Annotated in this window: 16 protein-coding genes; 3 read left to right on the forward strand and 13 right to left on the reverse strand. The window is 49.0% G+C overall.

Features of this window, described 5'->3' with window-relative positions; genetic code table 11:
• Positions 1-59: 59 nt before the first annotated feature.
• From RWO08_RS06935 to manA, 3 genes are all read right to left on the reverse strand, one after another.
• Positions 60-2,120: a YSIRK-type signal peptide-containing protein gene (locus RWO08_RS06935; RefSeq protein WP_314211598.1), complete on the reverse strand. Its 2,061-nt coding sequence runs from the start codon at positions 2,118-2,120 to the stop codon at positions 60-62.
• Between the two features lie 257 nt (positions 2,121-2,377).
• On the reverse strand, positions 2,378-2,989 hold the full coding sequence (locus RWO08_RS06940) for a class I SAM-dependent methyltransferase (RefSeq protein WP_291430596.1): 612 nt from the start codon (positions 2,987-2,989) through the stop codon (positions 2,378-2,380).
• A 23-nt stretch (positions 2,990-3,012) separates the two neighbouring features.
• Complete coding sequence (gene manA / locus RWO08_RS06945; protein ID WP_314211599.1) at positions 3,013-3,963, reverse strand: mannose-6-phosphate isomerase, class I; 951 nt, start codon at positions 3,961-3,963, stop codon at positions 3,013-3,015.
• A 109-nt stretch (positions 3,964-4,072) separates the two neighbouring features.
• Here manA and RWO08_RS06950 point away from each other — a divergent pair, with 109 nt between their 5' ends.
• Positions 4,073-4,924, forward strand: coding sequence for an HAD family hydrolase (locus tag RWO08_RS06950; protein WP_311467668.1), 852 nt, complete (start codon positions 4,073-4,075; stop codon positions 4,922-4,924).
• Positions 4,925-5,094: 170 nt separating this feature from the next.
• Here the strand turns inward: RWO08_RS06950 and RWO08_RS06955 are convergent, their stop codons facing one another.
• The 7 genes from RWO08_RS06955 to RWO08_RS06985 form a co-directional block, all read right to left on the reverse strand.
• Entirely contained in the window at positions 5,095-6,087 is a 993-nt protein-coding gene (locus RWO08_RS06955; protein ID WP_306486516.1) for a 2-hydroxyacid dehydrogenase, read from the reverse strand.
• 205 nt (positions 6,088-6,292) lie between these two features.
• Complete coding sequence (gene tadA / locus RWO08_RS06960) at positions 6,293-6,829, reverse strand: tRNA adenosine(34) deaminase TadA (RefSeq protein ID WP_252477769.1); 537 nt, start codon at positions 6,827-6,829, stop codon at positions 6,293-6,295.
• Between the two features lie 4 nt (positions 6,830-6,833).
• A complete protein-coding gene (locus RWO08_RS06965) occupies positions 6,834-7,712 on the reverse strand; it encodes a CdaR family transcriptional regulator (RefSeq protein ID WP_306486514.1) in 879 nt (292 codons plus the stop codon).
• A gap of 24 nt (positions 7,713-7,736) precedes the next feature.
• Positions 7,737-10,247 carry an ATP-dependent Clp protease ATP-binding subunit gene (locus RWO08_RS06970; RefSeq protein ID WP_314211600.1) on the reverse strand — a complete coding sequence of 837 codons (2,511 nt, stop codon included), beginning with the start codon at positions 10,245-10,247 and terminating at the stop codon, positions 7,737-7,739.
• Positions 10,248-10,266: 19 nt separating this feature from the next.
• A complete protein-coding gene (locus RWO08_RS06975) occupies positions 10,267-10,731 on the reverse strand; it encodes a CtsR family transcriptional regulator (protein ID WP_035364070.1) in 465 nt (154 codons plus the stop codon).
• A gap of 295 nt (positions 10,732-11,026) precedes the next feature.
• The gene (locus RWO08_RS06980) at positions 11,027-12,364 is read right to left on the reverse strand and encodes a bifunctional UDP-sugar hydrolase/5'-nucleotidase (RefSeq protein ID WP_311466204.1); all 1,338 of its coding nucleotides are present in this window, start codon (positions 12,362-12,364) and stop codon (positions 11,027-11,029) included.
• A gap of 21 nt (positions 12,365-12,385) precedes the next feature.
• Positions 12,386-13,153 carry a MurR/RpiR family transcriptional regulator gene (locus RWO08_RS06985; RefSeq protein ID WP_314211601.1) on the reverse strand — a complete coding sequence of 256 codons (768 nt, stop codon included), beginning with the start codon at positions 13,151-13,153 and terminating at the stop codon, positions 12,386-12,388.
• A 190-nt stretch (positions 13,154-13,343) separates the two neighbouring features.
• Here RWO08_RS06985 and RWO08_RS06990 point away from each other — a divergent pair, with 190 nt between their 5' ends.
• Both RWO08_RS06990 and RWO08_RS06995 read left to right on the forward strand, forming a co-directional pair.
• Positions 13,344-15,059, forward strand: a complete 1,716-nt coding sequence (locus RWO08_RS06990) for a PTS transporter subunit EIIC (RefSeq protein WP_314211602.1) — start codon at positions 13,344-13,346, stop codon at positions 15,057-15,059.
• A 3-nt stretch (positions 15,060-15,062) separates the two neighbouring features.
• Positions 15,063-15,821 carry an HAD-IIB family hydrolase gene (locus tag RWO08_RS06995; protein WP_314211603.1) on the forward strand — a complete coding sequence of 253 codons (759 nt, stop codon included), beginning with the start codon at positions 15,063-15,065 and terminating at the stop codon, positions 15,819-15,821.
• Between the two features lie 237 nt (positions 15,822-16,058).
• Here the strand turns inward: RWO08_RS06995 and RWO08_RS07000 are convergent, their stop codons facing one another.
• The 3 genes from RWO08_RS07000 to citF are packed head-to-tail and all read right to left on the reverse strand — an operon-like array spanning position 16,059 to position 19,548.
• Complete coding sequence (locus RWO08_RS07000) at positions 16,059-17,453, reverse strand: oxaloacetate decarboxylase subunit alpha (protein ID WP_314211604.1); 1,395 nt, start codon at positions 17,451-17,453, stop codon at positions 16,059-16,061.
• 15 nt (positions 17,454-17,468) lie between these two features.
• Positions 17,469-18,023 carry a citrate lyase holo-[acyl-carrier protein] synthase gene (citX, locus tag RWO08_RS07005; protein WP_314211605.1) on the reverse strand — a complete coding sequence of 185 codons (555 nt, stop codon included), beginning with the start codon at positions 18,021-18,023 and terminating at the stop codon, positions 17,469-17,471.
• Positions 18,016-19,548 carry a citrate lyase subunit alpha gene (gene citF / locus RWO08_RS07010; protein ID WP_314064301.1) on the reverse strand — a complete coding sequence of 511 codons (1,533 nt, stop codon included), beginning with the start codon at positions 19,546-19,548 and terminating at the stop codon, positions 18,016-18,018. Before citF ends, citX begins: the two co-directional genes overlap by 8 nt.
• Position 19,549 lies beyond the last annotated feature (1 nt).

The raw sequence follows: 19,549 nt of genomic DNA on the forward strand, positions 1-19,549 counted from the left end.
AGAACTATCAACACTCTTTTTTATGCTACTATCTCAAACAATTAGCTTATCTATCGAGATTACGGTTGCGCTTCTTTAGACTCTAAGTTATCCAAAATATACTGTAAGCCTTGAGATCGAGTTTCAACTGCCTGAGTCATTGCTTCAACATCTTTCTCGGTTGCTTCTGAGTCCTGCATCACTGATCGTGCATTCTGTAAAGTTGCTTGAGTCTTAATCACTTCATCCATTAAGCCCAAATTTCTCGCTTTATTAAGTTTTGCGATTAAGGACGACATCGCTGCTTGCAAAGCCGATTTATCCACTTGAGCTACTAAAAGACTGGCTAGATTCTCAGAATTGTTGACTAATTCCTGAACTTGTTGGGTGAGCGCATCAATATCTGCTTGCTCTGCCGCACCAGCTTTCCCCTTGAGGACTTGAGCTTGATTAGTGAGTGCTGTCAAACTTTCCTTAGCTTTAGCAAGTTCACTCTCAAAAGTTGCAACAGAGCTAGGGGTCTTATCATTCTTAGGTGTTGCTTCTATGTTAGCAAGCTGAGCCTGAGCAGCCTGCAATGAGGCATCTAAAGCTTTATAATCTAGCGTTTTTGATGGAGTTGGGGCTGGTTGCTGAGCCTTTAGCTTATACGTTAAATCTTCTATTAGGGCTTCAACTGCTTTCACCATTGCCGCTACATCTTTCTCAGTAGCATCTTGATCTTTAACCACTGAACGCGCATTTTGCAAAGTCGCTTGGGACTTAATCACTTCATCAATTAACCCTACGTTTTTAGCTTCTTTAACCAATTCTGCTAAAGCCGTCATCACCGTTTGTAATGGCGTCTTGTCTGCTTGAGCAATTAGGTTATCGGATAATTTAGATGTCTTATCAGCTAAGTTCTGAACTTGCTTAGTTAAATCGTTAATCGCTACTTGCTCAGTATTTTTAGGATTATCTTTGAGCTCTTGCGCTCTGCTAATCAGTGTGTCTAAATCCTTCTTAGCATTTGCTAATTCTTCCTCAAAAGCTTTCACTGACTTTGGAGTCTTATCGCTAAGTTTAACAGCCTCTAGATTAGCCACTTGCTTATTCGCTGCCTGTAAAGCAGCGTCTAAGTCTTTGAAATCTAGCGTTTTAGGTGGCTCTGGTGCTGGTGTTACACTTGAATTGGATTCTTCAGCAGATGCCTTTGATTCAGAAGTTTCACTTGCACTTGATTCCGCTGAAGACACTTTTGATTCAGATGTTTCACTTGCGCTTGATTCCGCTGAAGAAGCTTTTGATTCAGATGTTTCGCTTGCGCTTGATTCCGCTGAAGAAGCTTTTGATTCAGATGATTGACTTGCGCTTGATTCCTCTGAAGAGGCTTTCGATTCAGAGGATTGACTTGCGCTTGATTCCGCTGAAGAAGCCTTAGATTCAGTTGATTCACTAATCGCACCATCTACAGAAGCATTAGGTGCTACTTGCGCCAGCTCCTGAGCGGCAAAATACCCTACATATTCATATCCTTCTATCTGAACTTGAGGATTTGGCAAGGCTTGTCCCACTGGCGTTTGGAAACTTTGATTGAATTGTTCTAGCAATCGCGCTTGAGCTGCTTGTGAATTCGGCACCAATGCTACCTGTCCTGCTAAGGTCACAAGCATTAAGCTGGTCAGTGCTTTCTTCTTATCACGAACCAAGCCAACTGCAAATACAATCAAGGTCGCGCCTGCTGCAAGCCCCAACAAGGTGGATCCTTCACCAGTAACTGGTAATTGACGAGCATCTTGTTTTGCTTGATAGACAAAATAATAAACTTGATCCACTTGGGCAATTTGACTAGGAGTGCCTGATTTGATTGCTTGACGTTGCGCCCAAGTTAACTCTTCAATCGCAAGGTATTGATATTGTGTCGTTACTTGTTTTGCCACTGAATGAGTGTTAGATGCTGGTGTAGTGGCCTGTGCATTCACAGCGGGACTATTCAATGCTGATGCAAAGAAACTCCCCACTACAACAGATGCAATACCAGCCGAAATTTTTCGGATGGAAAAGCGTTGAATTTGTTTAAGGCTGCTGGAATCCTTAAGTTTTTTCATTGTGTATTCCCTCTCTTTGATTATAATTTGTCGGTCATTTGTGTATTTTACCACACTATTTAGCAGAAAGATATACTAAAATTTGTTTTTCCCTATTATTCTCAAATCAGAAAGTAAAAGACTAGTTATAAAGAGCGTTCGACTAATCTTTAAGGCTCTAACTATAGTGTCATGCTCCATTAAGAATTAACACTATACCTATGTCATCATCTTGTAATAATAGTGGTTTTGATGCTCGGATTTTATTCATATATACAAATCACAAAAAAGCCATTTTGATGAATCAATCAAAATGGCTTCTGTAAAATTTACTATTTTGTCTTTAGGCTTTTCAAAATCCAATAACCCTTATCTCGGGTCACTAACTCAACATTTCCAAAGACTTCTTCCATAAAAGTTTCCATAGAAGGAGCGCCTTGTTTTTTCTGAATTACGAGCCATAATTCACCGCCAGGTCTTAAATTAGTCTGAGCAGAGCGTACGAATTGTTGGATGACCTGCTTGCCGGCCCGAATGGGTGGGTTGGTCACCACAAAATCCGGTGCTTGACTAGCTTGCCATTGGCCTGCGTCAGCCAGCTGGTAGGCTGTATTCTCTACTCGATTGAGCTGGCTATTGGCCTGCGCCAACTGGTAGGCACGTTCATTAATCTCGACACCTGTCACTTGAGCTTGAGGATATAATTTTGCTAAAGCAATTGTGACCGGACCGTAGCCACTCCCCAGTTCTACTATTTGATAAGTCCCTGCAGGAACGGAATCTGCGAAAGCCTCCACTAACACCTTGGAGCCATAGTCCATGCGTTGTTTAGAAAAAACACCATTATCGGTCTGGAAACTTAAAGTCAGGCCTGCCACACCATCTTGAATCTGGTGCAAAGAATGCTGACTAGTAGGACTAGATTTAAAGTATTGTTCACTCATTATCTGCTGACACACTCCCCTATTTAAGCTGGATGGGAACTAATTAAGGTCAGGTTCCCTTCCAGACGAATTTCAGAAACGCCATACGGTAAAATAAAGGAACTTGCAAGATTTAAGTCATAAGCGACGCCGTCTAGCCATAGTCGGCCTTGCCCTGCAATGACGGTTGCCAAGGTATAGGCATTATCCAGGCTTAAAGTAAGGCTATCCACGACTTCCCACTTGCTCACAGTGAAAAATTCATTTTCTAGGTACTGGATAACTTGGCTGTCACCAACTTGCTGAGTCTTGACTTGCAAGTGACGCTCTGGATCTGGATAGAAAGTGACATCCGCCGCCTGCTTAAGATGCAAATCACGGGGATTGCCTTGCGCATCCCGTCGATCATAGTCGTAGACACGATAGGTAGTATCTGAGCTCTGCTGTGTCTCCAGGATGACCACCCCTGCACCAATCGCATGAATGGTCCCTGCCGGCACATCAAAGAAGTCGCCCGCCTTAACTGGCACCTCCACTAAGAGGTCTGACCAGCGTCCGCTCGCTACCAAGTCCTCGAATTCTTGTCGCGATTGAGCCTTATGCCCATAAACAATCTTGGCTCCTGGCTCCGCAGAAATGATATACCAACATTCCGTCTTCCCAAGCTCCCCTTCATGTTCAAGTCCATAGGCATCATCAGGATGGACCTGCACAGAAAGCTCGGCTGCTGCATCTAGGATTTTAATTAAGAGAGGAAAGACAGTTTGACTAGGATTCCCAAATAATTCTGGATGCTCTCGATAGAGCTGATCTAGGCCCAGTCCTGCATATTCGGCAGGACTAATGACGGTCGACACCCCATTAGGGTGGGCACTAATACACCAAGCTTCCCCTACCGTGTCGCTAGGACCTTTGAGGCCAAATTCTAGTTCAAGTTTACGGCCACCCCATATCTTATCTTGTAACACAGGCTTTAAGAAAATCGGTTGTGTCATCTCTATCATCCTTTCTAAGCTAAATTATCTCGCTTCTATCATACCATTTTTTGACGATTTCGTGGTACACTATTTATACGAGAATTATGACGAATTATGGAGGTTGCCGATGATTAAACTCTTTGCATCCGATATGGATGGGACCTTACTGAACCCAAACCATGTCATTAGCGACACTACCGCCCAAGCCATTCGAGACCTTCAAGCTCAATCGGATATCGAATTTCTGATTGCTACCGGACGAGATTATCGGTCTGCTAAGTGGCTCCTAGATCAGCATCAACTGACCGCTCGCATCATTGCCGTCAATGGTGCTGCAACTTATGACGTTAAAGGAAATTTGGAGGATGTCTTCGCCCTTGATTTGGCTGATACCCAGACCCTTATCGAACGATTTGCTGTGCCTGAAACTCAGACTTTGGTGTCGCTCAAGTCTCTGAACGGTTATTATGTCAATGACCTGTCCCTCTATCGGCAACGCATGGAAGCTTTCCTAAATCGCGCCAAGGAAGCTTCTAGCGATGATAGTCTGGCTCAGATTGAACTCCACTTCAAGGAGCTTCAACCCCTTGAGGATTATCGCCCTGACTTGGATCCACCACTTAAGCTTATGCTGATTGACCGGCGCCCTGAAGTCTTAGAGTCTGCCCACCATTTCCTCAAGGACTTTGCCATTGACCTGACTTCTTCTGGCCCAGATAATTTAGAAATTACCAGTCTCAAGGCCCAAAAAGGCTTAGCTATTGAAGCCTACTGCCAGCACCATGGGTTCACTAAGCATCAAGTCCTAACCATCGGAGACTCGGCCAACGACCGCTCTATGCTAACCATGTTCCCTAATAGTTATGCCATGGCTAACGCTAGTCAAGCCATTAAAGACTTAGCAAGCTATGAGGCCCCTAGCAATGCAGAAGACGGGGTAGCCCATACTATTTATCAACTTTTATCTAAGTTAGGATAACTTATAACTAAGTGTCCTAAAAATTTAGCTAGCTAAGATGGACTAGCAAGTGAAGCCTATATTTTCATATTATCCTACTATAATAAATAAAGCGAAAGGACTAAGGCGCTGCTTAAGCGGCACTCAGTTCTTTCGCTTTTGTCTATTTTCGAGGCAAATTCTTTATTTACCTAGAAATCATTGCTGCATTCTCCTGTTTCCAGATAGTCCTTGAGGTTATTAAAGCTGGTTTCCACCATGTTCTCTACTGCCTCATCGGTGTAGCTCCCCATGTGAGGGGTTAATAAGACCTTAGGATAGAGGTCAACCAATTTCTTAACCGCAGAATCGCTAATGTCTTGACCACGCAGGTCCTTGAAGAAGAATTGGCTCTCGTTCTCTAAGACATCTAAGCCTGCCCCAGCCAAATGGCCAGATTCAATGGCTTCAATAATGGCATCCACATCCTGCAACTCACCGCGCGCAGTGTTGACCAGAATGGCCCCTGGCTTCATCTTGCTGATGAATTCCTTGGTGATGACCTTGCCATTAGCTGGAATGTAAGGCGCGTGAGTGGAAATCACGTCTGACTTAGCTAAGAGCTCATCCAGTTCTACTTGGGTGCAGATATGATCTACCCCTTCTTTTGGAAAGGCGTCATAAGCTAAGACATTCGCGCCCAAGCCCTTAAAGAGCGTCGCGGTCGTCAAGCCAATCCGGCCAATCCCAACCACACCAACAGTACAGTTACGGATTTCCTTAGAAAACATTTGCTCGTGGACACGAAAATCTTGCTGACTAGTTAAGTGAGTTGTATAGGCGACATTCCGCAAGAGGGTCATGGCCAAGGTCAAAGCTAATTCGGCAATCGCATTAGGTGAGTAAAAAGGGACGTGTGCTAACTTGAAGCCCAATTGCCTAGCATAGGCAAGATCGATATGGTCGACACCTACTGTCCGCGTCAGGACATATTCTACTCCTAATTTTTTGTAGATATCTAAGACCTCCTTTGTAGCCCAGCAGTTACCACGCAAAATAACGGCCTGACAACCTTGAGCTAACCAAGCCTCTTCCGGACCCTTTAGGTAGTTGGGCACACAAACTAATTCATAACCAAACTTTTGATTGGCTAGGTCAAACACGGGTCTCTCGACATCACGAACACCATATGCTAGTACTTTCATTATTACTTTTGCTCCTTGCGCTTACTTCTTGAACGAAGTGGGGGATTTAATATTCCTATTTTAGCACAATGGAAAGCCGATGTTGATTAATTTTCATGAAAATGGATAATTTTGTTTCGTAAATGTTCGTAATCTCCTTGCCAAGACAAAAAACGCTCAAGGCCGGCCCTTTAGAAGGCTGGCTTGAGCGTTCATTTTTTATTAATTAGTCAGCTTGTTCATCCGCTTGCTTGGCTTGCTCTTTGCGCAACTTATTGCGCTTGCGGAGGCCTTGGAAGAAGGTCTTGAGCTTGTCGCTACACTGGGCTTCCAAAACTCCTCTAATCACTTGCGGTTGATGGTTGAAGCGGCTGTCTTCCAAGAGATTCATGAGGCTGCCGGCGCAGCCACCCTTGGGGTCACTAGCCCCGTAGACCACCTGATCCACCCGTGATAAGACTAGGGCGCCCGCACACATAGGGCAAGGTTCCAAGGTCACATAGAGGGTACAGCCCTCTAAGCGCCAGGCGCCTAGGGCTTGGTTGGCGGCTTCAATGGCCAGGAGTTCGGCGTGGGCCGTAGCCTGGTGGTTGACCTCCCGCAGATTGTAGGCTGAAGCCAGGAGGACGCCATCCTTAACTAAGAGGGCGCCAATGGGCACTTCGCCTAGGGCTTGGGCCTGGTCGGCCAGTTCTAGGGCCTGCTGCATCCAATATTCGTGCTGGGCCAAGTCGGTGGGTGCCAGTTGGCTTGCATCCATCATGGCCTCACCCCTTATGTTCCAGAGCCAGGTAGCTGACAATCAGATCTGTCAGATGTTGCAGGTTGAGCCCTGTCTCCTTGGTGTATTTGCTGAGGCGATAGGTCAAGGTATTGCGATGAATATAGAGTTCATCGGCTGCCTGACTCAGGTTGCCCTGATGTTCAAAGAGGGCTCGCACTGTCGCCGCATAGTCTGGGTTGTGCTTGAGGACATCGTGCAGTCGATCCATAAAGGCATACTGCTTGGTCACTTCGCGCCCTACTAGGCGTAAGAGGACTGAGGTCAAGGGCACAATCTCTGGCTCCATAATCTGAGACAGAATACTGTGAACCAGACGCCGCTCATCTTGGAAATGGGCCACATAATCCTGGTCCAACTTGGCTACTAGGCCGACACAACCTCGGGTAACCGTCTCAAAGTCAATGTCCAAGGTCTTAATAATGTCCACCAAGGCGCCAACGTGTTCCATGCCTCGAAGGCAGACTAACCAACGATTGGCTTCATCCGGAATGACCACTTCAATGGCTTCCAGAGAATCTTCCAGGGTCTGCTGCCACAAGACAGGGTCGAAGGTCTCTGACTTGGCCTGCATAATCAAATAGATACAGACCAGACTGCCCCGCATTTCAGCCTCCAGTGGCTGACCTTCTAGGAGAAAGGCCCGCCAGGCCTGTTGATGTGGCGCTAAATCCACGACCGGCACCTGGGGAGTGGCCTTAGCCAAGCTCATCATAAGCAAGAGTTCTTCTTCCTTGCTAGTCAGGTCAGCCTGAGGAATGGCTAGGCCTTGATCCCCCAATTGGACAATCAGATAGCCGGGCAGCACCGCATCCGGTGCGACTGCTTGGGCCTGGGGATAGAGTCTTTGCAGTTGTTCAAACATGGGCTAGCTCCTGTCTTAGATTATTTAGGCTTTGGCTTTGGGCTTAGCTTTGGCCTTGCTTGAGCCAGCCTCATGGTCCTTAGCGGCAATGTTGATCTTACCGGACCGGCCGCCAATGGTCACCGAGTCCCCGGTGACAATGCTGCCGCTAAGCAGCAACTCACTGAGTTGGTCCTCAATTTGTTTTTGAATGGCACGGCGAATTGGACGCGCCCCGTATTCTGGGTCAAAGCCGGCTTCGGCGATAATGTCTACCGCTGTGTCGGTCACCCGAGCCTTGATGGCCAGTTCGCCTAGGCGCTTGATAATATCCTTAGTATGGAGCTTCACGATTTGGCGAATTTCTTCCTTAGTTAAGGAGTGGAAGACCACCGTTTCGTCAATCCGGTTGAGTAATTCTGGACGGAAAGAACGCTTGAGCTCTTCGCGAATACGTTTTTCCATGGCCAGGTGGTCAGCAGTAAACTGCTTAGCCCCAAAACCGACAGATTTCTCATCCCGCAGGGCGGTTGCCCCTAGGTTAGAAGTCATGATAATGATGGTGTTACGGAAATCGACTTGGCGGCCCTTGGAGTCAGTCAAATGCCCGTCGTCAAAGACTTGGAGCAGGATGTTAAAGACATCTGGGTGGGCCTTCTCGATTTCGTCCAGGAGGATGACGGAGTAAGGTTTTTGGCGAACCTTCTCGGTCAACTGGCCGCTTTCTTCATGGCCTACATAACCCGGAGGCGAACCAATCAGGCGAGACACGGTGTGTTTCTCCATGTACTCGGACATGTCGACCCGAATCATATTGTCTTGGGAACCAAACATGGCTTGGGCCAAGGCCTTGGCCAATTCGGTCTTACCAACCCCGGTTGGCCCTAAGAAAAGGAAGGAACCAATTGGACGGCCTGGCGCCTTGAGGCCTGAACGAGCCCGGCGAATAGCACGTGATACAGCAGACACGGCTTCCTCTTGGCCAATAACTCGTTGATGAAGCTCCCGCTCTAGGTTAACCAGGCGTTGGCTTTCTTTCATGGCCATTTGGGTCACTGGGATGCCAGTTGACAGGGCCACGACTTGAGCCACTTGTTCTTCATCTACGACTAAATGTGCTGGCTGGCCAACCTGAGCCTGGGCTTTCTTGCGGGCCCGGGCTAGGCGTTTTTCCAGTTTTTGTTCGGCTTCGCGAAGGCTAGCTGCCTCTGGGAAGTTGCGGGCTAGCACGGCTTCTTCCTTATCTGCCTGCAACTTGGCCATTTCCTTCTCGAGGGCGAAAAGGGGATCATGAGAGACGGCTTCTTCAATCCGAACCTTAGCGGCCGCTTCATCGATTAAATCGATGGCCTTATCAGGCAAGGAGCGTGACGTAATGTAGCGGACACTAAGTTTGACCGCCGCCTCAATGGCTTGGTCAGTAATGGTCACGGCGTGGTGAACTTCATACTGGGTCTTGAGCCCTTGCAGAATCTGGATGGTTTCTTCAGGGGTTGGCTCGTCTACTTGCACCTTAGAGAAACGACGTTCCAAGGCCGCGTCTTTTTCAATGTATTTCTGGTATTCACTCAGGGTTGTTGCCCCGATGACTTGGATTTCACCCCGCGCCAGGGCTGGCTTGAGGATGTTGGCTGCATCAATAGCCCCTTCAGAGCCACCGGCCCCAATCAAGGTATGGAGCTCATCAATGAAGAGAATGACTTGGCCGTCAGCCATGACTTCTTCCACAATGCGCTTCATGCGCTCTTCGAACTCACCCCGGTACTTGGTCCCAGCCACCAGGCTCCCCATATCTAACATCATGAGGCGTTTCTTGGCAATATCGGCCGGCACGTCACCTGACACGATGTGTTGGGCCAGGCCTTCTGCTAAGGCCGTCTTACCTACCCCTGGGTCCCCGACTAGGACAGGGTTATTCTTCTTACGACGGCTGATGATTTGCAGCATGCGTTGGACTTCATTCTCGCGGCCCACCACTGGGTCCATCTGGCCTTGCTTGGCCATTTGAGTCAGGTTGCGGGCAAAGGAATCCAAGGTCGGTGTCTTACTTGGCGCGGTTTCGCTGGCTTTCTGGGTCCGCGCTTGAGGCTTGCTTTGGCCCATTGGCATCTTATCAATGCCAATGGCTTGGTAGACGGCTTTTTTAAGGGCGTCTAAGTCGACGTCTAGATTGCGTAAGATTAAGGTCGCCAGGATTTCTTGTGGCAGCATGGCTAATAGGAGGTGCTCAGTCCCAATTTGGCGTGCGCCCAAGCGCTTAGCTGTATTGGAGGCATCCATGATATTTTTCTTGGCGCGCGGCGAATAAGGTAGGGTTACTTCCCCCCGCGGCATAGGCGCCTCTACATCGCCGTGGATGGCCCGCAACTCGTTCAGAATTAGTTCCGGGGTCACGCCAAATTCACGGAGAATGACGCCGGCAATCCCACGTTCTTCGCGGGCTAGACCAATCAAGATATGCTCGGTCCCAATGGCTGAATGGCGCAATTGGTAGGTGGCCTCAGCCGCCATGATCATGACTTGATGGGCACTTTCGGTAAATAGTTCTTCAAACATCGCGTCTTCACTCCTTTTCTTAATAGCTGTATTTGAGTTGTTGCAAAAAGGTCTTGAGCAATTGGGCGCGAGCCGCCTGTTCCTGCTCACTGATTTGATGGAGGACGGATTTTTCAATCACGGACAGGATTAAGGTCCCCTCGCGGTTGGTAATCAGGCCCTTGCCAATCAAATTTTCAATCATATGAATGCCGTTGCGTTGGCTAATCTTATCGCCCACTAATTCTATCAGCTGATCAATCAGGGCTGCCTCGTCGGCCAATTCAATCTTGAGAATGCGGATATAGCCGCCACCCCCTCGCTTACTTTCGACCAGGTAGCCATGCTCCTGGGTAAAGCGTGTCTTGATGACATAGTTAATTTGTGACGGGACACAGTCGAAGTGCTCCGCGATGTCACTACGTTTGATTTCGACATGCTCTTGGTGCTTGAGAAATTCCTTCAAATAGGCCTCAATGATGTCGGTCATATTGCGGCTTGACATGTTACCCCTCCTTACATTGACTTTCTTTGACTATTGTACACCAAATCAGACCTTTTGCCAACCTAATTGCTTGACCTAGGGCTAAAGAAAAAGGAGCCTGAGGCCCCTTTTTATATAAATGATTATATATTTGCTTTTTCATAAGTGGCCGGGGCCAAATCCCGTTCTGACAGGCTTTTGCTGCCAAAAGACGAACGTTTCCGGCTTGTTTTTGACTCTTTCTGTTCGCGACTGCCAAAAAGCCAGAATTTTTGCCCTCTCAAACCCTATTTAATAGTGTAACTATTAAATAGGCTTAAGCCTCTTGGGCCAGGTAGGCCACCAAGGCATCCAGGTCGCTACCCAGCTGCTGATCCAGCAGCTGGTGACGGGCCAAGGCCTCATAACCATCCCGACCTCGTCCTAAGAAGTCGTTGGTCACCAGCTGATAAGTGGCCTCAGGGTCCAGTCCCTTGACTGCCTCTTCAAGCTCTAAGGGCTGGCCTTGACTGTCAATCATACGAGGATAGTGGCCGGATTCCAGCGCCTCCTTGAGGTCGGCCCCCGTCACTTCCAGGACCCAGAGCTGGCAGCCAAAGGGCAGAATGGCCAGGGCCTCCTCATAGGTCACCGGCCCCTGATCCAGACTGGCGCGGACGCCTCGCCCATTAATGAGGCTAAAGTCCACTTGCCAGCCCTTAGCCCGAGCAGCTGCCGCATAGGCCCGGCAGACCAATTGGCTGAGATTGGTATGGCCCTGACTCAGGGCCTCCCGACTGCCATCCAGGGCCTGGCGACTTTGGCCAATGACTTGGCTAATTCGCGCCTGGGCCTGGCTTTGCCAGATTTTGAGTTCCTTGGCTACCGGACGGGCAACCTTGGCATAATGACTTAAATCATGTAGTTGGTAGTGGCCTAGCTGGTGGCTGCCATCCGGATGGAGCCAGAGACTGAGTTCGCCCAGCAGACGACCATAGTAGCCAGCCTGCACCACCAAGGTCTGGCCTACTAGGGCGGGTTGCTCTGTCACCGTATGGGTATGGCCTCCGATGATGGCGGCAAAGTCTGGCACTTCTTGGGCCAAAGCCAGGTCCGTCTCATAACCCAGATGGCTTAAGAGAACAAAGTGGCTTGCCCCAGCCTGACGGGCCAAGTCCAGATTCCGTTCTAAGGCCAGACGAGGCTCTTCAAAGCCAATCAGCTCCCCTGGCGAAGAATTATCCAAGGTTTCCAGGGTTGTGGCTGCTAGGATAGCCAGTCGGACACCGTCCGCCAGGTCATAGAGGCGGTAAGGCGCCACTTGTTGCGCCGCCAAATCAGCCAAAGCCGGCTCCCGGCTAAAGTCCAGGTTACTGGACACAAAGGGCACCCTAGCTTGGGCCAGATAGGAGGCCAAAAAACTAGGTCCCAGATCAAATTCATGGTTGCCAAAAGTGACCGCATCATAACCCAACTGGTTCAAGAGGGCAATTTCCGCCTGGCCGGCGAAGAGCTGGAAGTAAGGGCCACCCACAAAGAGGTCCCCAGCCCCCAGCAACAAGCTAGCTTGATACTGCGCACGCAGGCCTTTAATCAGATGGGCTCGCTGGCCAAATAAATCCAGATAGGAATGGGTGTCATTGGTATGGAGAATGCCAAGTTTTACAGCTTGCATGAATCAATCGCTTCTTTCTGCCTAGGCCTGCTCTTGTTGGGCGGCCTGGCGTTTGAGTAAAGTCTCGAAGAGGAGGGTTCCGGCCAGGTTGAGCATGAGCCGGGACCGAATCTTCTTTCGCGCTTTGGGCGCATCATAAATCTGAATCAGTTGATCACTGAGTTTGGCCAAAGGATGATGGGTCAAGCTGGTAATGGCCACAATATGGGTCCCCTTCTGGCGAGCCTTGAGTAGAGTCTCATTAACCGTCTTGTTGGCCCCACCTAGGGAGAAGACCACGATAACATCTTCTTTGGTGGCAATATCGGGAATGCGTTCAATACTATACTGTTCGAAGAAGTCATTGGCCCAGACATCAATGAGCTTGAGCTTACGGTTAAAGTCAGACATGGGCATATAGCTAGACCCAATCCCCACGTAGAAGACCCGGCGCGCTGCCAAGACCCGGTCGGCCACCGACTCGAAATCGGCCTGGGCTAATAGGGCCATGGTCCGTTGGAACTCGTCCGTCAATTGGGCCTTCATCAAGTCAAAGTGACTAGCCTCCAGATGATGAGACTCCTGATTAGACTCCTTACTACGGCGCAGGTCATACTTGAGTTCATTGAAGGTAGCATAGCCTAACTTCTTACCTGCCCGCACAATAGTCGAAGCTGATAAATGCAGGGCCGCCCCAATAGACTTAAGGGTCTGGGCCTCGATATTGTCCTGCTTCATGAGATAGTCGATGACTTCCTGTTCATAGACCGATAATTCTTCATAGTGAGCCTTTAGATTGACGAAAAACATGTCATCCCTCCTGATCCCCTAAGGGTTTACATTTCTATTGTACCACAGCGGGGAGCCACCACAAAATTTAGAGGTAATTTTACCTCTTGGAGTCAATTTTATCTTCCTTGGGAACTTTTTAGCACATTTTACTAAAGCGTTTGCTTTTTTGCTAGAATAGACTTATCAAATTATGAAGGAGCGACTAGCAATGAGTCAAAAAAACAAATTTGTTTATGCCTTTGAGCAGTTTGGCCGATCCTTCCTCTTACCTGTTTCGGTCTTGCCAGGGGCCGGGATTATTAAGGGGATTGGGACTGCCTTTTCTAACTCAGATACCTTGAAGATGTTCCCTGTTCTTCAGAACCAAATCTTCCAATTCATTATGAAATTCTTTATTACTTTAGGGGACACAGCCTTCAACAACCTACCTATTATCTTCGCTGTCGGCGTCGCCGTTGGTTTAGCCAAACGCGAAAAAGGTTCTGCTGCCCTATCCGGGGTACTCGGTTTTATCGTCTTACACTCCGTCCTCAACTTCCTCCTAGTCCAAAGCCATAGCTTGGTGGACACCAGCAAGTTATCCAGCGCTGAAGCTAAACTAGCCATGGCCAATGCCATGCAGACTAAGGTCATGGGGATTCAAACCCTGGACCTCAGCGTCTTCGGTGGGATTATCGTCGGGGTCGTGGTCTTCTTCGTTCACCGTTGGGCAGTTAAGAAACAATTACCTGCCCTAATCGGCTTCTTCAGTGGTCCACGTTTCGTACCGATTGTGACCATTGTTGCCATGGCCTTTGTTTCGGTTATCCTCTTCTTCATCTGGCCACCAATCCAACAAGGGATTTCAGTCATGTCCGTCTTCATCCTGAAGTCTGGTCCGCTAGGCACCTTCCTCTACGGGCTGGTTGAACGGGCACTCCTACCATTTGGTCTCCACCATGGGCTGAACTGGCCAGTACGTACCACTGAATTAGGTGGGACCTGGACCATCAATGGCGAACGCGTTGTAGGTACCATCAATGCCTACCTAGCGTCCCTTGCGGATCCTAACATTACTTCAATCGACCCATCCATCACCCGTTTCAACGGCGGGAAGTTCGTTTACTTCATGTTCGGTTTATCTGGGGCTGCCTACGCTATGTACAAGACAGCCGATCCTAAGAAACGCAAAGTCGTCGGTTCTCTGCTCTTCGCAGCTGCTGGTACTGCCTTCTTAACCGGGATTACCGAACCAATTGAATTTACCTTCCTCTTTGTTGCTCCAATCCTCTATGTTGCCCATGCCTTCATGGCGGGTGCTGCCTTATTAGTAATGCACCTTTTGGGTGCTGGGGTGGCAACACCAACCGGTCACGGTTTTATCAACTTAATCATCTACGGCGTCCTGCAAGGGCCTAAGACCCACTGGTGGTTAGTCTTCATCGTCGGCGTACCTTGCTTCATCCTCTACTACTATGTCTTCCGCTTGCTCATCCTCAAGTTCAACTTGAAGACACCAGGTCGTGAAGATAGCGATGAAGTCAAACTTTCAAGCAAGAAAGAAGCGCGCGAAAAACTGGGTGTTACCATTAACCAAGTCGGCCAAGACAACAGTAACAATGACTTACACCCTGAAGACCAAGCCCTGCTAAACTCAGGCACTGCCATGAAGACCATTCCTGACAGTCCCGAAGGTATCTATCAACAAGCCCTGGGCTTGATTGCCGCTCACGGTGGCCCTGACAACATTGAAGAAGTCAACGCCTGCATCACCCGCCTGCGGATTAATGTCAAAGACAAAACCCAAGTAGATAAAGACACCATCGTTCACCAACTAGGTGCCCTAGGCTTCGCCGAAAACGACATGCAAATGCAATCCATCTATGGGGCCCACGCCAATGTCTTGAAAATGGAGATCCAAGACATCCTCGGCATGGAGGAATAAGTCATGCGTAACCTCTTTGTGACAGACTTAGATGGTACCTTCGTCAAGGATTCTGTCACGGTCAATGCAGCTGATTTGGCGGCCTACCATACCGCCAAAGAGCTGGGCGACTTCTCCATCGCCACTGGCCGCTCCCTGGCAGAGATCCAGTACATTGTCCAAGGCAATGACCTCGATGTCACGCATATGATTGGCTTCAATGGGGCAGTTGTTACTTGCTATGCCCAACTCCTGGCCGAGCATCACTTACCTGAAGACGTTACCCCCAAGCTACTGGCTTATTTCAAGGAGCACAAGTTAATCTTTGATGCCCTAGACGGTCAACGTCGCATTGGTAACTTCGACCACGAGCATAAGCAACGGCTCTGGAATATGCCTTTGATTTGCTTGCCAGATCCTTATCCGGCCTTAGAAGGTCATCGCCTCTACAAGGTCAATGTCCGCCCAAGTGCTGAGACCGCCGACTTCTACCTAGCTGACCTGCAAGCCAAGTTTCCTCAACTGGCTACCTATAAATCAGGCTCTACGCGGCTAGAAGTAACGGCCCAAGGGGTCTCCAAGGCCTCCGGCTTAGCCATCATCCGGTCTGACTATGACCGCCTGGTAGTCTTTGGCGACTCAGGCAATGACAGCGACATGTTCGCAGTGGCTGACATCTCCTATTGTATGGATCATGCTCCAGCTGAAGTTCAAGCCCAAGCCACTCACGTGGTAGCTAGCTTCGCTAACGCCATGGCCCATTTCCAAACACACTACCTATAAAGCCTCAAGGCCCGCCTCACTTCCTTCACTTCCGCGGGTATAGGATAAAAGACAGCTAGCCCTCACTGGGCTGGCTGCTTTTTTTGCTCTCCCTATCTATCAATCTATCTATTGATAGATAGGGTCTGAAGTCGCTTATTTACGTGCTGATTTAGTCACAACTTTTCAACTACTCCTCTATTTCCTGGCCCGACCCAACAAAAAAAGAGGACGGGAATGACTCCCATCCTCTCTAGCTTATTGTAAGTCCAAGGATACTTCCACTGTCTGAACAGGCACATCATAGTAGGGATCTTCCCGGCGGCCTAGGTAATCCTTGGCTTGTTGTGGGAAGAGGGCATACATGAGCACATCCTCGTCAGACTTAGCGTAGTCCTTAATTTCTTCCCGCAATTCTGGTAATTGCGGCTCAATCAAGTCAGCAGGTCGTACTGTTACAACTTCTGCGTCTCCAATGATGGTTTGCTTGACTTCTGGATCAATCTTGGCTGGCGCTTGACCATAGTGGCCTAAGACATAATCCTTGATTTCCTTAGGCACCATCTTGTAGCGTTGGCCAGAAATAACGTTCATCACCGCCTGGGTCCCTACCATTTGTGATAATGGGGTTACCAGTGGTGGATAACCTAAGTCAGCCCGCACTTTTGGTACTTCTGCTAATACTTGATCGTACTTATCAGCCAAACCTTGTTCAGTTAATTGGCTGAGCAAGTTGGATAACATACCGCCAGGCACTTGATAAATCAAGGTCTTAGGCTCAGTATCCTTAACCTTAGGATTGAGCACACCTTCAGCCCGGAACTTGTCGCGGATGCCGTTGAAGTAAGCTGCTGCCGCTTCTACTTCTTTCATATCCACACCTGTCTTGAAGCCTAAGTCTTCTAAGGCTAAGACCATCGATTCGGTGGCTGGCTGGCTAGTCCCGCCAGAGAAGGATGACAAGGCTGTGTCGATAATGTCGGCCCCTGCTTCCGCTACCTTGAGGTAGGTCATCTCAGAAATCCCGCTAGTTGCATGGGTGTGGACTTCCAAAGGTAAATCTACCTTATCCTTGATACGGCTAACCAATTCATAACCAGCTTGTGGTGTTAGAACCCCTGCCATGTCCTTGATACAGATAGAATCTGCCCCGAATTTGGCCATGCGTCCTACCAAGTCCACATAGTAGTCTAGGGTGTGAACTGGGCTAGTGGTGTAGGAAATAGCTGTTTGGGCTAAGCCCCCCGCTTCCTTGGTTGCTTCAATCGAAGTTTGTAGGTTGCGCACATCGTTCAAGGCATCGAAGATACGGATAATATCAATCCCATTTTCGACTGATTTTTGCACGAAGAGCTTCACTACATCGTCCGCATAGTTACGGTAACCTAGCAGGTTTTGACCCCGCAAGAGCATTTGTAACTTAGTGTTTTTGACCGCTGCGCGAATTTGACGCAGACGTTCCCATGGATCTTCGTTTAAGAAGCGGATGCAAGAGTCGAAGGTCGCACCGCCCCATACTTCCAGGGCATGGAAGCCTGCTTGATCCAGGGTTTTCAGAATTGGCAACATATCTTCCGTCGTCATACGAGTGGCAATTTGGCTTTGTTGGCCATCCCGTAAGACTGTTTCAGTGATACGAATTAATTTGCTCATAGTTTATTCCTTTCCTTAAGGGGATTCAGTCTGGGCCTCATAGTTAGCGACGGCCTGACTGATATAGGCCTGCATGTCCGCTACTGAGTGTTGGCGTGAGCGAGCACACTGCTTGGCGTCTGCTTGGCAGAGGAAGCACTGGCGCGGGGCCAATCCTAGCTGCCGGCGACTGATAGGGCAAGGTATGCCTTCCACCAGTTCCAGAACATCCAAGTCTAGTAGACGACCTAAGGGGTGCTGCCCTTCAAAGGTCACTAAATGGCGCTTAAGCTGTTCAGCCTCCTGGCTGACCACCCAATAGGCCTCGAGCCCTGTCACGGCCTCCAGCAAATCCTGGTAAAGGACCGCCTCTTGGGCCAAATGGTCACTGACTAGCTGGGCTAGCTGGTGACCGATTTTGGACAGGCCCTCAGAGTTTTTGACAGGCCCCGGCGTGTTGAGGGTCATGGAAACCAAGACGGCCGGCGTGTAAGTCTCGAGTAAGTGGCTCTGACGCTGGCTCCGCGCCTCGCGGGCTGATAGAACCTGGCCCAAATGGACCTCAGGCCCATCAAAGAGTCCCTTAGACATTGCGCACCACGTCGATGACGCTACCGTCACGATATTCGATGACCGCTACAACCTTATCCCCGTATTGAATCGGTTCTGGGTTGCCCACGATGCTGTAGGCTTTTTCTTTGAGTTCTTGGATGGTGTATTGAGGCACCTTGAGAGACTTGAAGTGCTCGACTAAGTCTGGGCGATTAGGGTTAATGGCAATCCCAATCTCAGTTACGACTACGTCTACACTAGTCCCTGGCGTTACGACCGTGTTAACAGTGTCTACGAATGTTGGAATGCGTCCGCGAACTAATGGTGAAATCACCATGGACATCTTAGAAGCAAAGGCGGTGTCACTGTGACCACCTGAAGCTCCACGGATAACCCCGTCAGAACCGGTCATGACATTGACGTTGAAGTCAGTATCGACTTCCAAAGCAGACAAGATGGCGACATCCAAACGGTTAACCATGGCCCCTTTGGACAATGGGTTAGCATACATGCTAGCGTCGATTTCGTAGTGGTCCGCATTGCGACCCAAGGACACTGCAGATGGGTGGTCAAAGTCTTGTACGTCGATGACTTTCTCAACGAGGCCTTCTTCTAAAAGTTCAACCATGGCATTGGTAATCCCACCTAGCACGAAGCTAGCCTTAATGCCGTCTTTAATCATTTGTTCGCGGATAAAGCGGGTTGCTGCCAGAGAGGCACCACCTGTACCAGTTTGGAAGGAGAAGCCTTCCTTATAGTAAGGAGAACCGGTAATCACCTTAGAAGCATATTCTGCAATCAAGAGCTCTTTAGGGTTCTTGGTGAAGCGAGTGGCCCCCTTGGCAATCCCTTGAGGGTCCCCAATGGCGTCTACTACGACCACATAGTCCACGTCTGTTTGCGGAATGGAAATTGGGGTGTTTGGATATGGCACCAAGGAGTCAGTGATGACCACTACTTGGTCGGCATATTTAGCATCAATCATGGCATAACCTAGGGAGCCACAAGTCGCTTTCCCTTTGGTCCCGTTGACGTTCCCATATTCGTCAGAACTTGGGGCGCCTAAGAAGGCTACGTCAATGTGGATGTCGCCTGCCGTAATGGCACGGGCACGTCCCCCGTGGGAACGAATCACCACTGGATTCTCCATAATACCGGAAGAAATCGCAGCCCCTAACTTGTCACGCAGACCACTAGAGGTAATGTTGGTGATAACCCCGTTTTTGATGTGTTCAATGAGGGGCTCATGCACGTTAGCAATAGAAGAAGGTGCGATGGAGAGATTCTTAATCCCCATTTTGGCAATTTCTTCCATGACCATGTTGATGACATAGTCCCCTTCACGGAAATGGTGGTGGAAGGAAATGGTCATGCCGTCTTTGAGGCCGGTCTTTTCAATGGCTTCGCGAAGGCTGCCCAAGAGTTTTTCTTGGCGTGGTTCAACGGGCTTTACCTTACGGCTTGAAGCTTCATAAGGTTTAATCCGTGCCAGCTCTCCTTCATAGACGCCGTATTGATCGGCGATTGCTTGTGGAATTTCACGTCCTGCTTTGTTGACTACCATC

It is taken from the genome of uncultured Abiotrophia sp. (assembly GCF_963520105.1).
Lineage (GTDB): Bacteria > Bacillota > Bacilli > Lactobacillales > Aerococcaceae > Abiotrophia.

Bases quoted from the DNA above. Each gene is read 5' to 3' on its own strand.
- RWO08_RS06965 (WP_306486514.1), bottom strand. From the start codon at position 7,712: ATGTTTGAACAACTGCAAAGACTCTATCCCCAGGCCCAAGCAGTCGCA.
- tadA (WP_252477769.1), bottom strand. From the start codon at position 6,829: ATGATGGATGCAAGCCAACTGGCACCCACCGACTTGGCCCAGCACGAA.
- manA (WP_314211599.1), bottom strand. From the start codon at position 3,963: ATGACACAACCGATTTTCTTAAAGCCTGTGTTACAAGATAAGATATGG.
- RWO08_RS06990 (WP_314211602.1), top strand. From the start codon at position 13,344: ATGAGTCAAAAAAACAAATTTGTTTATGCCTTTGAGCAGTTTGGCCGA.
- RWO08_RS07000 (WP_314211604.1), bottom strand. From the start codon at position 17,453: ATGAGCAAATTAATTCGTATCACTGAAACAGTCTTACGGGATGGCCAA.
- RWO08_RS06975 (WP_035364070.1), bottom strand. From the start codon at position 10,731: ATGTCAAGCCGCAATATGACCGACATCATTGAGGCCTATTTGAAGGAA.
- RWO08_RS06970 (WP_314211600.1), bottom strand. From the start codon at position 10,247: ATGTTTGAAGAACTATTTACCGAAAGTGCCCATCAAGTCATGATCATG.
- RWO08_RS06980 (WP_311466204.1), bottom strand. From the start codon at position 12,364: ATGCAAGCTGTAAAACTTGGCATTCTCCATACCAATGACACCCATTCC.
- RWO08_RS06995 (WP_314211603.1), top strand. From the start codon at position 15,063: ATGCGTAACCTCTTTGTGACAGACTTAGATGGTACCTTCGTCAAGGAT.
- citX (WP_314211605.1), bottom strand. From the start codon at position 18,023: ATGTCTAAGGGACTCTTTGATGGGCCTGAGGTCCATTTGGGCCAGGTT.
- RWO08_RS06940 (WP_291430596.1), bottom strand. From the start codon at position 2,989: ATGAGTGAACAATACTTTAAATCTAGTCCTACTAGTCAGCATTCTTTG.
- RWO08_RS06950 (WP_311467668.1), top strand. From the start codon at position 4,073: ATGATTAAACTCTTTGCATCCGATATGGATGGGACCTTACTGAACCCA.
- RWO08_RS06955 (WP_306486516.1), bottom strand. From the start codon at position 6,087: ATGAAAGTACTAGCATATGGTGTTCGTGATGTCGAGAGACCCGTGTTT.
- RWO08_RS06985 (WP_314211601.1), bottom strand. From the start codon at position 13,153: ATGTTTTTCGTCAATCTAAAGGCTCACTATGAAGAATTATCGGTCTAT.
- citF (WP_314064301.1), bottom strand. From the start codon at position 19,548: ATGGTAGTCAACAAAGCAGGACGTGAAATTCCACAAGCAATCGCCGAT.